This is a genomic window from Dictyobacter alpinus (assembly GCF_003967575.1).
Lineage (GTDB): Bacteria > Chloroflexota > Ktedonobacteria > Ktedonobacterales > Ktedonobacteraceae > Dictyobacter > Dictyobacter alpinus.
This window is the reverse complement of record NZ_BIFT01000002.1, coordinates 1,829,801-1,843,698: the sequence shown is the minus strand read 5'-3', so window position 1 is coordinate 1,843,698 and position 13,898 is coordinate 1,829,801. Positions and strand designations below refer to the sequence as shown.

At 49.2% G+C, this 13,898-nt stretch carries 10 protein-coding genes; 5 read left to right on the top strand and 5 right to left on the bottom strand.

The genetic code is table 11. The annotated features are described in order from the left end of the window. The first annotated feature begins 421 nt into the window (after positions 1 to 421). Positions 422 to 901, top strand: a complete 480-nt coding sequence (locus EL633_RS29965; RefSeq protein ID WP_126630894.1) for a response regulator — start codon at positions 422 to 424, stop codon at positions 899 to 901. A 271-nt stretch (positions 902 to 1,172) separates the two neighbouring features. Further along, the gene (locus tag EL633_RS29960) at positions 1,173 to 1,826 is read left to right on the top strand and encodes a uridine kinase family protein (protein ID WP_126630893.1); all 654 of its coding nucleotides are present in this window, start codon (positions 1,173 to 1,175) and stop codon (positions 1,824 to 1,826) included. Positions 1,827 to 1,903: 77 nt separating this feature from the next. On the opposite strand, the gene EL633_RS29955 is transcribed toward EL633_RS29960, so the two are convergent. The 5 genes from EL633_RS29955 to EL633_RS29935 form a co-directional block, all read right to left on the bottom strand. After that, positions 1,904 to 3,310, bottom strand: coding sequence for a hypothetical protein (locus EL633_RS29955; RefSeq protein ID WP_126630892.1), 1,407 nt, complete (start codon positions 3,308 to 3,310; stop codon positions 1,904 to 1,906). A gap of 4 nt (positions 3,311 to 3,314) precedes the next feature. After that, complete coding sequence (locus tag EL633_RS29950) at positions 3,315 to 5,072, bottom strand: NAD(P)/FAD-dependent oxidoreductase (RefSeq protein WP_126630891.1); 1,758 nt, start codon at positions 5,070 to 5,072, stop codon at positions 3,315 to 3,317. A 366-nt stretch (positions 5,073 to 5,438) separates the two neighbouring features. After that, positions 5,439 to 5,849 (bottom strand): cupin domain-containing protein, encoded by a 411-nt coding sequence (locus EL633_RS29945; protein WP_126630890.1) that lies wholly within the window; start codon positions 5,847 to 5,849, stop codon positions 5,439 to 5,441. Continuing rightward, a complete protein-coding gene (locus EL633_RS29940; protein WP_126630889.1) occupies positions 5,833 to 6,681 on the bottom strand; it encodes a phosphoenolpyruvate hydrolase family protein in 849 nt (282 codons plus the stop codon). The genes EL633_RS29945 and EL633_RS29940 overlap by 17 nt, the downstream gene beginning before the upstream one ends. Positions 6,682 to 6,695: 14 nt before the next feature. Continuing rightward, positions 6,696 to 7,949, bottom strand: coding sequence for a Tm-1-like ATP-binding domain-containing protein (locus EL633_RS29935; RefSeq protein WP_126630888.1), 1,254 nt, complete (start codon positions 7,947 to 7,949; stop codon positions 6,696 to 6,698). 142 nt (positions 7,950 to 8,091) lie between these two features. Here EL633_RS29935 and EL633_RS29930 point away from each other — a divergent pair, with 142 nt between their 5' ends. The 3 genes from EL633_RS29930 to EL633_RS29920 all read left to right on the top strand — a co-directional run bounded on the left by EL633_RS29930 (position 8,092) and on the right by EL633_RS29920 (position 13,847). Next, on the top strand, positions 8,092 to 10,818 hold the full coding sequence (locus EL633_RS29930) for a PAS domain-containing sensor histidine kinase (protein ID WP_126630887.1): 2,727 nt from the start codon (positions 8,092 to 8,094) through the stop codon (positions 10,816 to 10,818). A 47-nt stretch (positions 10,819 to 10,865) separates the two neighbouring features. Beyond that, positions 10,866 to 11,327 carry a response regulator gene (locus tag EL633_RS29925; protein WP_126630886.1) on the top strand — a complete coding sequence of 154 codons (462 nt, stop codon included), beginning with the start codon at positions 10,866 to 10,868 and terminating at the stop codon, positions 11,325 to 11,327. A 255-nt stretch (positions 11,328 to 11,582) separates the two neighbouring features. After that, entirely contained in the window at positions 11,583 to 13,847 is a 2,265-nt protein-coding gene (locus tag EL633_RS29920; RefSeq protein ID WP_126630885.1) for an FUSC family protein, read from the top strand. Positions 13,848 to 13,898: the final 51 nt, after the last annotated feature.

Below are 13,898 nucleotides of genomic sequence, written 5' to 3'. Positions count from 1 at the left end.
AACATATGCGAAGAAGCCCCCAACGTGCTTTTATAGATAGAGTGGAACAGTTACCATCACTCTTCCACGCCATCTATAAAACAGGCGTTCCCCCAGAAAATAGCTAACGCCATGTGCAAGTTTTCCACATACCCACTTTTGGGGGAGGAAAATGGCGAGGTGGTCGCGACCGCCTCGCCATTTTCCTCCCCCAAAACAAGCGAGAGCCGTAGGCGCGAGGTGTGAGGGATAAAACTTGCACATGACGTTAGTTAACCTCTATCCTAGCCTGATAGTCACTCAAAAACCATAAACCCTCATTTACAGACCAGGAATAGAACACAAGTATGATATACTGAAGCTAAATTGACTACTCAACCTTTTCGATCTGAGGATACTCATTTGGTACCTCTTCATACTCCTTGAGAGTGAGGCCATAGATATGCCATCCCACATAGTTGTTATCAATGATGACGAATCTATTTTGGATTTATTTCGTATGATTCTTGAAGGTGAGGGGTACAAAGTCTCCACTTCGGTTGAAACCATGGAAAATGTCAGGGACGTTGAACGACTCAAACCTGATGTTGTGATCCTGGACCTTAAAATTGGTCAGCAAGAAGAGGGATGGGTGATGATGCAAAAGTTGCGCATGTATCCACCAACCAGATCTATTCCCCTTATTCTGTGCACGGCTGCCCTCAACGAGGTTCGCCAGCAAGAAGATACTTTACAGGACAAAGGCATCCCGGTTGTCTATAAGCCCTTTGATATAGATGAAATCCTTAAAGCCATCAACAGCGTCCTGCCAGATCCAGATATAGAGAAACCGTCTGACGCATCCGATCATGAAGATGGAGAAAAATCCTCTGAGAAAAAAGAGGCACAGAAACAACCATCTGACAAGAAAAATAAGCGCTGATTGCGCTAGAAGTAAATAGATAAACACAGAGTGAACCGACCTGTAGTATTGCAGGTCGGTTCACTCTGTGTTTGATAAATCCTCTACTTAGAATTTTAATGCACCAGTGGTAAGACAAAAGCAACAGGGCTATAACATAGACAAATAACCAATTGTTGGATAGAATTATTAAATTAGCAGCAGATCGATAACAATCTCTTAATATAGCAATGCCAAACGACCATATATATATCAGGAGAAAAAATACAGACTCAGTCTCAAAGGAGTTAGAATGTTAAGGATGCCAACCCTGATTTCGCGGTTCGAGGATCTACCACCTGCACAAGTCTATCTGGTTGCGGGTCCGGCTGCATCAGGCAAAACGACCTTTTCGTCCCAATTGGCTAGCCATCTTCATGCCGCGGTCCTGTCTATGGACCACTATTTTGTGGATGAGGATCAGATCACGGTCGAGCACGATGAAAAATATGGTGAGGCTCCGCAGTGGGAAAGTCCAGAGGCCTATGATATCCAGACGCTAGGGCAAAATATTCGGGAATTGCTACATGATGGGGAGACGTTGATTCCTCAATATAGCTTTGTAAGTAATCGGCGGGTTGGCTATCAGCGTATGCACTTGCAGCCTGGGCAGCCACTGGTGATCGAGGGACTCTACACTATTCGCTGTGAACAATTTTTCCGTGAGTATGCCGACTCTCTGATCAAAGTTTTTGTGGTGGCCGATCTGGATATTCGGCGTGCCCGCGCCCGGGTCCGTGATGTTGAGGAGCGCGGTAAATCGCTAGAGATCTTTGAACTGCGCCGCCATTTTGTTGAGCTAGGAGAGCGCCGCTGGATCCTGAAGCAAGAAGGCGATGCTGATTTTATCCTGGAAATCCACAATGATTTCTCCTATGACACCTTTTTTAGTCGCACTCGATCTTAATATTTGTAGAGTGAGGGTACAGAAAAGTGTTGGCTGGGCCGACACTTTTCTGTACCCTCACTCCATGCTCTACCTCTTTAGCCCAGGATGATTGGTAATACGATGCCCAGACCAAGTGCGAACAGCCAAAGGGCAGGTGCAGATGTGCCTGCCGGACGGCTGAGTCGTTCCTCTTTCGCAAGCAGGCGGGGATCGAGTAATAGCCAGTCCATATGTCGCTTTTTGAGCCAGAAAAAGATGTAGCCGGTCACTCCCCCATAGATGATATGTCCCAGTAATGATGGCAGGAGGATATCTGCGGCCTGGATAGTCCAGGTGGCGGAAGCACCCAGCAGGATTGGCAACAGGGTAAGCGGGCCGATAAACCACCAGGCCAGTCCATAAAGGGTACCCCAGGCCAGGCTGGCTGCTACTGTCGTCGCTTCATGTTCAAACAGAAGTCCATAACTCATGCCGATCAAGGCACTGATAACCAGATGAACCACGAAACCTGTGATTGGTGATGATGAACCAATGAGTGCTGCGATGTGGGGTAGCACACCGGTTGCCAGCATGACCAGGCTGAATAGAAGTCCACCTCCCAGACTGGCTATGGCTCCCCACAGCAGCGAGTTCAAGGTATGGATGCCCGGCCCATCGATCTCGCGTTTGATAGGATCAGACGCGATAAATAGGGTGATCCATAAACGATCGAGTAAGGCATAGACGAGACCAAGCCAGATGCCATAGATGGCATGTCCAATCAAGGAACCAAAGAAAACTCCACCGTTGAGATAGGACCAATTGATGGATTGGTGCAGCATCGCTGGCAGCAGGGTTAACGGTCCCAGGAACCACCAGAAAATGCCATAGGCTAATCCCCAGCAGATACTAGAGCCAGGGCTGCGCAGATCGTGTTGGAATAACAGACCAAAGCTGGCTCCAATGATCATCGCAATACTATAATGGACCAGCATGCCTGCTAATGAGGTGTGTGAGTTGATAATACCCGCCACCAGGATAAAAGCATTATTTTGTGTAAACCAGATGCTAAAGGCCCAGCCCCCAACCAGGCCTGCCAGTCCACCGACAATTATGGCGCGTAATTGCGTTGATATTTTTAGTGGCTGCCGCGTCTGACGCCCATTCCACCATCCATCTAATAAGCCCAATGGCGCGCCCAGAAAAAGGAGGAACGAGACGAGCTGTGGAAAGTGCAGACGAGCACTATCCAACATGACCGCATTGCCTGCCATCATTGAGGGCAAGGCCACCGCTGTAATCAGCCAGAGTAGAAATGCATATCCAACTCCCCAGATTAAGCCGGAGCCAGGATGGACGATATCTTTTCCGATCAGCAAGCCAAAGAGCAGGCCGGCCAAAGCACCCAGCCCTATCATCAGCCATGGTGCGATTGTAAGTGGCGTTGCGTACCAGATGCAAGCGGCTCCCAGACCACCAGTGACAAGGTCAATCAAAAGCGTTTGTCGCAAAGTATGGTTCATAAATTTATCCTTGTGGCCGGCTACTAGCTACCGTTGGTAGGTTGCTTTCCGGATTGCCGATCTTTGTCTGCTCATCTAGATCGATGGTCTGGACGATGTCGCGTGGGAAGAAGAGCTCGATGATCCAATCGCTCAGCACACGTATTTTGCGTTCCAGGCCGGGCAACTTTGAGAGATAGATGCCGCGCCATAACATCCAGGCAAACAAACCTGAAAAGCGGAAGCCTTTGATTTCCGCGCAGGCCGTTTGATATCCCACTACGCAGAGAATGCCAAGCGCATCAAAATGAAATCCTTTCAGAGGCTGTTGATGAACACTGGCACCGATGTTGTGGGCCACCGTTTTAGCCTGTCGTAAAGCAAACTGGGCGGTCGGCGGACTGATCTGATTATTGATGGCATCAGTAACCTGTGCGCAGTCACCCAGAGCCCAGATGCCTGGCAGCTCGGTGACGGCCAGGTATTTATCAACAATAATGGCCCCTTGCTTACTGTGATTAGCTGGCAATGTTTGCATTAAAGGATGGGGCTTTACACCTGCTGTCCAGACAAGTGTACGGGTCGGGAGTTCTTCAGCCGTATTGAGGATAACCCGATCATCGAGTGCTGCGGTAAGCCGTGTATGCAGGCGAATCGTGACGCCACGTGCCTCCATATGGGTCATAGCGTAATCCGCTAAAGAGCTACTCAGTTCCGGTAGGATGCGATCCCGTGAATGCAGCAGCACAATTTTTACTTCCTCAGACTGGATACCGGGATAGTATGGAAGCGCACCACGCACAAGATCGTTCAGTGCTCCCGCTAGTTCGGTACCTGCGAAGCCCGCACCCGCAATCACAAAGGTCAGCATCGCCTGTCGCTTATCGGGATTCGTTTCGCGCTCGGCATATTCAAGCATGGCAATGATATGACCACGGATCCGAATGGCATCTTCAATAGATTTGAAGCCAAAGGAGTGACTTGCGATACTATCAATGCCCATATAATTAGAGACACTTCCGACCGCTAGCACCAGATGATCATATGGGATTGCCGCTTGTGGCGTGACATGGTTTTCGGTTGCCAGTAGTACTTGTTCCCGCTGACTATCAATCCGTTCTACATAGCCATGCACTACCTGTGTACGCCGCAAGCTTGTACGCAAAGAATGGCAGATGTGTGATGGCTCCAGACTGCCACCAGCAACCTCGGCCAGCATAGGTGTGAAGAGCAAGGAGTTCGTTGCGCTAATCAGTGTAATTGACACCGAAGGATCAGCTTCAAATGTATGCTCAAGCTGTTCAGCTGTAGTCATACCTGCGAAACCGCCCCCTATAATCACGATTCTGGTCGTCACCGCTGGCGCTGAACGCCGTACTGGTGTTAGGTCCGGACCAGCCCATAGGCTAACCAGATGATTGGAAAGTGGCAATAATAATCCCAGGCAGCCGCCATAAAGCACCCAGGCCACCAGATCTGGAAAAAGCTGGCGCATCTCAGGTGCCGTCCACTGTGGCATCTGACCCCGCAGCAACGGCAGGAGCAAGCAACTGAAACAGATCCAGAGTAGCATTCCCAATGCCGCTGTTGTCAGCATACTATCTGCGTAATTGAGCTTTCGGGTTTTAAGGGAGAGTGCATAAATGATAGCAAGAACTATTCCGGCAAAAAGATATCCAACCGATTTATATGGCATCAACAACAATAAAACAAAGCTGCTGACAATTCCGGCTAAGAAGCCAATCAAGCTACGGCGTACATAGCTATGTTGTAGGTACTGCATATATGCTCTCTTCTCTCAATCATGGAAACAATCAAGCATACTGACTATTATTCGAGCGCTGCTAGTGAAATTTTTGCCTTAATGTGTAATGGTAATCGGTCCGCAGAAAGACGTTTCAGCGCCTGCAAAATGGGTAGCCTCGATTTGTACCGCGACTCTCTTTTTTACCGTTCACTTTCTGCTTTGAAAAGCATCTTTTACTAATATACACTCATCCTTTAATTATATGTTTTCTTTCGCATATAAAAATGAGAAAGCTGCTGTCTGTGTATCATCACGAGTAAATGTAGCCAGATTTTCCAAACAAAAAAATAACCTTGCTACTACTTGCAGATAAAGGCCAGTAGCAGCAAGGTTTGTGCTATTTTACCGGTGGAGTTCAGGGAGTTTGCCTGCCGGAACTTCCTGGAAATCTGCTGCGGCTTCCAGCACCCTCTCGGCACCGGCTGGATTGTAGGTGGCGAGCAGGCGTAGCGGTTCCCAGCCTGTATTCATGGTTGAGTGGTACATGCCAATGGGCACATAAATGGTATCGCCAGCTTTGATGTCGAATGGATCATCGTCATCGATCATTTGTGCACCGGTACCTGAAAGCACATACAGGATCTCTTCTGATTCTATGTGGTTATGACGTTCATGCCCTTTGCCTGGCAGGAGAATAACCTCTCCAAAGGTGAGTCCAGTGCCCAGCGTGTATTCAGGCTTCACCAGCCACTTGATGATGCCCCAATCAAAGGTCTGACTGGGGACGCTGTGAGGATCAATGGGCTGTGCCATGCTTTTTTTCTCCTATCTGGATAGCTTTGAAGCGGTGTGTATTTTCGGTGATGGCGATTTCGGTTGGCAGTCGTTCCATACTCGATGCTCCAAAGAAGCCAACGACACCTCTGGTATGTGCCAGCACATAAGCGGCGTCCTCTGGCTCGGCAATCGGGCCGCCATGGCAGAGGACAATGATGTCTGGATTCACTTTTTTGGCGGCATCATGCATGGCTTGAATGCGTATGACCGCATCGTCCAGCGTCACCGCTGTATGGGCACCGATAGAGCCCTTAGTGGTAAGTCCCATATGCGGAACCAGAATGTCGGCGCCCGCCTCCGCCATGGCACGGGCCTCCTCCGGTTGAAAGACATAGGGGGCGGTCAATAGATCCAGTTCATGGGCCGTCCGAATCATCTCAACTTCCAGGCCGAAGCCCATGCCAGTCTCTTCGATATTCTGACGAAAGGTGCCATCAAAGAGTCCCACGGTCGGAAAATTCTGCACGCCGCTAAAGCCCATCTCTTTGAGTTGCCGTAAGAAGTAGGGCATGACACGAAAAGGATCTGTGCCGCAGACTCCTGCCAGTACTGGAGTATTTTTGATGATGGGAAGTACTTCGTTGGCCATTTCGACCACAATCGCGTTGGCATCACCATAGGGTAGCATACCAGCCAGCGAGCCACGACCGGCCATACGATAGCGACCAGAATTGTAGATGATAATCAGATCCACCCCGCCCGCCTCCACACTCTTTGCCGATAGACCGGTTCCAGCACCTGCTCCTACAATGGCGCGTCCCGCCTGCATCGTCTGTTGAAGCCGCTTCAACGTTTCTGTTCTTTGCATAATTATGCTCCTTGCTACGATGCCGTTATCGAGTTATTCGCAGGTTGCTTGATCTGCGCATGCACATACTCATCCAGGCGACTGGCCATGGCGCGTGCGAAACGTGGATCATTGAGGTCCATGTCAAGTTCGTGGATCTCGATCTCTTTATCAAGGTGCTCTTTAAGATTTGTAATCAAGGCCTGATCCGCTTTTGGATCGTAAAATGGTGCTCCCTCAACATCGATCATGGAGAAGCCACGCAGCGGAATAAAGACCACGACTGGTCCCTTTGCCTGGTTGAGTTTGCGTGCGATAACACGCCCTAGCTCGGCATTTTCCTCCTCAGTCGTGCGCATCAGTGTGACCGCCTCATTATGTTTATAGAGTTTGCGCTGACTGAACTTATCGGGGACCGTATCCATTGGCCCAAAGTTGACCATGTCGAGTGCGCCCAGTGAGATGATTTGTGGAATGCCCTGGGCTCCTGCCGCTTCGAGCCGCCCGGGTCCGGCACTCAAGATCCCCCCCACCAGCTCATCGGCCAGTTCGGTAGTCGTGGCATCGAGGACGCCAGCGAGAAAACCATCTTTGACCAGTGTCTCCATTGACTGTCCGCCAGTTCCGGTCGCGTGAAAAACCAGCACCTCGTAGCCACGCTCTTCCAGATATTTGCGTGCCTCGGTCACACACGGAGTTGTTACACCAAACATGGTGGCACCAATTAATGGTTTGCCGCTTGTCTGTGAGCTAAAGGCCTCATATGCCTGGGCCATGCCGGCAATGCCAGCCGCTGCATTGCTCAGGATATGTTCGGAGATACGGTTGATACCAGCAATGTCTACCACTGAATACATCATCGTAATGTCGACCGCGCCAACGTAGGGTCGGGTATCTCCGGCGACCATCGTTGAAACTACCAGTTTAGGCACGCCAATGGGGAGTGCACGCATCACCTGTGTGACCATCGTTGAGCCACCGGAGCCTCCCAGGCCAAATATGCCGTGTACACGTCCCTGCTGGAAAAGATCCAGCACGACCTTCGTCGCACCACGCGCCATCGCTTCTACTGCTGCGCCCCGATCACCGGCGGCCGCCAGCTGCGCAACATCCACGCCAGCCGCCTGTGCCACCTGTTCATGTGGGATATCTGGTTTTACCTGGGGTTGACCTTTAACACCAGCATCAATTAGAATGACATCACACCCTGCTTGCAGGATACGTTGACGCAGGTAATCATATTCCATTCCTTTGGTATCCAGTGTACCAATTAATATAACAGTTGCCATGATACTCATCCTTTATTTTTCTAAGAAAACACTACATTGTGCATGGAATGCTAAGCACTGTCATTTCAATAGTATAACTGATAGCACACTGTTGGTGGCATGAGATGAGAGCATAGATACAACTAACGAGGCAATCCGTGCTATGGAGCAAACGACACCGCACATTTTCCCACATTCAGAGCAACCTGTTATTTATCCCTCCTCATCAGATAGGGATGGAGGTGATGATACAGACGCTATGATTGAGGGGGAGACAGCATTGCTGGCCTTAGAGCAGGATGCCAGATTGGTAAGCGAGGTCGAAACGCTGCTGGAGGCTATTCCGGACGCTATTTTTCAATTTGCTACCAATGGTGAGCTTGAATCCTATAACATTGCCGCCCAGACCCTGTGGTCACGTATCTTTAATGAAGATCCGAGCGCTGCTAGTTCAATATTGCAGCTGTGGAGCGAGCGTAGCCAGGATCTTCAAGGACAGTCCTTTACACTTGAGACCTTTCCGCTGGCGCGGCTACTGCATGGTGAAACTCTAGCTGGCACTCAGGCCGCTACAATCCGTACTTTCACATTTGATGGACAGGAACTCTATCTACAATTAAGTGGTAAGCCTTTATTTGAGCAGCCAGGACTGTTAGCGGGAGCACTATTAGTGGTGCGGGATATGACTGCTCCCCATCAATTGCGACAGGATTTAGAGGATACATTGGTGCAGCGCTTACTTGAGCAACGCCAGCGCCAGGAGCGTGAGCAGCGGGTGGAACATCTTTCCAGTACCCTGGCGGAATACGCTTATGTCTATGATATTTTACCTGATGGACAGTTGCGTCATGAATGGGTTTCTGACACGCTCATCAATCTGCTTGGTTATAGTCTGGAAGAGTTGGACACCAGGAGCTGGAATTTTATTCAGCTTTTCCATCCCGATGATCTGGATGAGGTTGCAGCGCGTATTGCTGCTATGCATGCTGGTCAGGATGATGAGCGTGAATGGCGCATAATCTCGAAAAATGGTATTATTCATTGGTTACACGATAGCTGTCATACGGTCAAAGATAATTCAACAGGCTTCATTCGTATGTATGGGGTGGTCAAAGTTATTACTGAACGTAAAGAAGCCGAGCAGCAGATGTGGCAATTGAATCAGCAGCTGGATGTCATGTTTGAGGCTATCACTGACGCCATCATGGTTATGGGACCTGAGGGCAAACTTTTGCGTATGAACTCGGCGGCCCGAGATCTGATCGATCAGATTTTTTCTGATCCTGAATTTTCCCAGCTTTCTTTGCCTGAGCGTATGGCACGTCTGCAGATGAAAGATACCACCGGACAACCATTAGAATTTGAGCAGACCCCACATTATCGCGTCCTGCAAGGAGAAGTTCTGAAGAGCTCTAACACCGCAGATGCTGTGATTTCTACCAAAGATGGACGTGAGCTGATCCTGAATATCAGTGGAGCACCTATCTATACAGCCACTAAACAGCTCCTTGGTGCGGTCCTGATTCTGCGCGAGGTCTCATCACGTTATCAGCAGGCCCGACGTAAGCAGCAGGCGTTGCTGACCCTGCTCGAAATGGCTGAAGCACTGGCGCAGTTGCCCGATCAAAGCGAACAAACCGCGGTCCATAACAGTCAGGAGATTGCTACGCGTTTGCTGGAATTAAGCTGTGATTTGCTGGAGAGTAAGATTGGTTGTATTTTAACTATCGAACCAGAGAGTGGACGTTTCCAGCCACTCGCTGTTATGGGAGGTACTCTCAGCGAGCAGGCATCCATGCGGACAATATTAGCAGGTTTGGCCTTGAATGCATTCTTTGATCCGCATCAATTACTCGTGTTGCAAGCTGGCGAAGCCATACAGCTAGACGTGGCTCATTCATCGTCCCTGGCGGTCCTATTGACTGAATGTGGCATGAAAACTGTCTTGGTGGCACCTCTTTCCATCAACGATACCTATCCGGGTTTAATCTGCATTGATGGTAGTGGTATCGAACGCAGCTATCCCCGTCATGAAGCTATGATGCTCCTGAGAGCGGTCGGTAAGCTGATCGCACTGGTAATCGAACGTGAACGCTTGATGCTCGCCCGTACCGCAGCGGAGACGCGAGCCGTATCTGAACGAGAGGTCAATCGCCAGAAAGATGCCTTTCTCAGTCTGGCCAGTCATGAACTGAGGACCCCGCTGGCAACGATCAAAGCCAGCATTCAGATAGCGCGGCGACGCCTTAAACGTATCAAAGATGCGGCCAATGAGGACCGTGATCACGAACGTACTACAGCAATAGTTCAGCAAATTACAACACTGTTAGATCGGGGGGAGCGCCAGGTCACCTTAGAACATCGCTTGATCAATGCGATCCTTGACGTTTCCTATATACATGAGGAAAGCTTTGCTTTACAGCCGCAGCTTTTCAATTTGTGTGAAGTTATACAGCGGGTGATAGCGACAACTTTAACTGAAGAGAACACCCATCCTATCGTATTTGAGGATGCTAGAAGCGAGCAAGGTATTGCTGTCATTGCGGATCTGGAGCGTATTGAACAGGTCGTATGCAATTACCTTGATAATGCCATCAAATATAGTCCTGAGCATACACCCATCAGAATTTGTGTGCAGCTGGAAGATGCTATGGTCCGCGTTGCGATACAGGATCGAGGACCGGGTATTCCATATGTGGAACAAAAACGCATCTGGCAGCGTTTTTACCAGATTCCTGATCGCATTATTTATAGTGGTGTTGCTGGTATGGGGTTAGGGCTCTATATTAGCCAGGAGATTATCCGCCAGCACCATGGCCAGGTTGGCGTAGACAGCTCTAAAGATTCTGGCTCGACATTCTGGTTCACTTTACCAGTAGCACGTAGATAGTATAGAATGAAAAAAACACCATCACAAAAAAGAGAAATGAGTTTCTGATGAATTTAAGCACCCAGGCTCCTATTTTATTAGTGGAGGACAGCAACGAAGATATGGAATTGATCAAATGGGCACTCAAAAAATTGTCCATTTCTGTTCCTGTGGTGCGTTGTACAGATGGTGGTGAAGCCTTAGATTATCTCTATCAGCGCGAAGAATTTAGCAAGCCGGAACTTGCCCCTCGTCCTGCCTTGATTCTGCTCGATCTGCACCTGGTGGCTGTGGACGGGATAGAGGTGCTACAAGAGATTAAGCATAATGAAGAGTTATGTATGATCCCTGTCATTATTTGGACGACCTCATCCGATCCACATGATATCGAAGTGAGTTTCCAGCAGGGTGCGAATAGCTACATTTTAAAGCCTATGAGTGTTGAACGTTTACTGTCTGTCATTGACATGCTTAATCGATACTGGTTTGGTTTTGCTGTACTACCAGAGCACGACCTTGGTCCCTCCTGACACATAGCAGTAGAATATGTTATAATATCATACGGAAATACGGAAAGAATCTATCAGGTACATAGCTAATAACGTTATGTTTTGATGTCTGTACCTCTATATCCTTGGAAGCATCCTCTTTTCATCGGTGAAAACTTCTGCTGCTTCTCCCATCAACGCTTCGATGACTCTCACATTGCCTGGTGACTTCATGCCTTAAATACACAATTTATTTTATATGTGCTTACTCATTCGCGGCGGAGGTTTTGAGGAATAATGCATTTTGTTTATTCGTCTTCCAAAACATTTCTCAAACATATTCATACAAATCTTTCTCTGGATCGACCAACCATCATCAATGGTTTACGCATGACGGGCATTACCGTTATCCCTATTCTGGTCGGTATGCTTCTGCATGCCTATGAACTGGGTGTGATGTGTTTTCTTAGTGGCCTGTATGTAGCGCTGGCCGATGTGGGTGGTACCTATCGTTCGCGTGCATTTGCGATGGGTACGGCGACGGTAGGGGTGGCGTTGGCCGCGTTTGTGGCAACCCTAACCGGTAGTATCATCTGGTTAGCGGTTCCGCTGATGTTCCTCTTTGCCTTTGGCTTCAGTATGCTGGGAGTCTTTGGCAATATAGGTTCTAAGGTTGGCTTTGTCATTATTGGTATCTTTATTCTCATACTGGGACAGCCTGCAGATTTTACCCACGCCGTTGAACGCTTGCTTGCTTTTATTGCAGGTGGCCTGTGGGCAATGTTGTTGACGCTCTACCTCTGGCCCATCCAGCCTTTACAGCCGATCCGGCGCGCGCTGGCAGATTATTATCATGCCGTCAGCACCTTTTTAATGCGCTCCGCCAGTATGCAGCGCTTGGACAGCATAGCTTCGGATCAACATCATTGGAATGAAGCTGTCAGTCAGGAGCGTACGCGTGTCCTGGCGGCGCATGATCAGGCCCACACCAGTATCGTCTCCTTTCGTTCCGCGCGCCAGGGGGCGAGTCCAATCGGGCAGAGTTTTATGTTACTAACCCTGACCGCTGACCGCCTGTTTGATGCTTCAATCGCGTTAGCCGAAGGTATTGAAATTGCCTCTACGCAAACACGGGTAGAGCATATTCACGCCTTGCTGAATGGCTGTGTGCAACAAGTTTCTACGCTCATAACATCGTTAGCCGCTACCATCAAAGCCGGTCGAGCCCTGGATCAAGCGCTTTTTCAAAAGGAACTGGCTATACTGGAGGAGCGTGAAGCCGCGCTACGTGAGACGTTGCCACGTCTGGTTGACGACTATGCGGCCCTTGTCAGTGTGCGTAACGTAATTCGCTTATTGCGCACCGTGATTGAAGAGGTACGCATTGCCAGTGGATATCTACAATCATCCGCCGCCAATCCAGCTGGTAGCGTGGGTGAAGAGCGCCAGCACCGCTCAATCAGTGTCTGGTTCAAAAGCCTCCAGACCTTCCTGACCAGCCATTGGAGTATTCTCAGGGATAATATGAGTGGCCAATCCCTGATCTATCGCCACTCGCTGCGCCTGGCGGCCTCCACAGCTCTGGCCGTAGCCATCTATATGCTTCCTGGTATCCACTATGGTTACTGGATACCGTTGACCATTCTTTTCATTCTCAAGCCAGATTTTGGTGGTATGCGTAAGCGCGCCAATCAACGTGTGTTTGGTACGGTGATGGGTGGTATTATCGGAACATTGATTGCCGGTGTTGTGCATAATGAACTGATATTGCTGTTTTTATTGATACTCATAGGCTTCTACGCCTTTTCTTTACTCAATGCTGATTACGGTGTCTATGTTGCCTTTCTGACGCTGTTTGTAGTATTGCTATTGGATGTGCCGTTGCCCGGAAACTGGCAAGTGGCCTTGATCAGGATCTTCAATACAGTACTGGGTGGTGTCATTTCGGTAGCCGCTGGCTATCTGATCTGTCCTCAATGGGAGCGTGAGCGTCTACCTGTGCAGCTGGCTAAAACTATTGCCGCTAATCGTCAATACTTCCACTGTGTACTCTCAGCCTATCTGGGAGAGGCTGGTGAATATGAAAAGATTGCTCAGGCCGGCCGCAAGGTCCATTTAGAGAATTCCAATGCAGCCGTAGCCTTTCAACGTATGCTGGCCGAGCCAAAAAATAAACAGGGCGACGTTGAGCGTTTTTATGCGCTGGTAACATATAATCAACACTTCAGTGATCGTATCACGACCCTGGCAACTTATCTGCGTTCTCTTAGTGGTAAGCATCGACTGCCAGGACTGGATAGCTTTACCCGGCAGACTGAAGCGGCCTTACAAACGATCGAGGAAGCGGTACTCTCAGGAAATCGACTGAGCCAGCTTGACTGTCTGGAAGAAAGTTTGAAGGTGGTACAGAACTCACTGCAAGCACTGATTACCTTACGGATGAACGAGCTCGCAAGCGAGCAGATAGATACACCAAATCGTGAAGCCATCCGCGATTTTGTACTGGTGGGTTCGCAGCTCGATCGACTCACACATGATATCTCTGGTATGTCAAATGTGTAATAGCATTCTATAAGTAAAAAGGCTGAAGTAACGCGTTACTTCAGCCTTTTT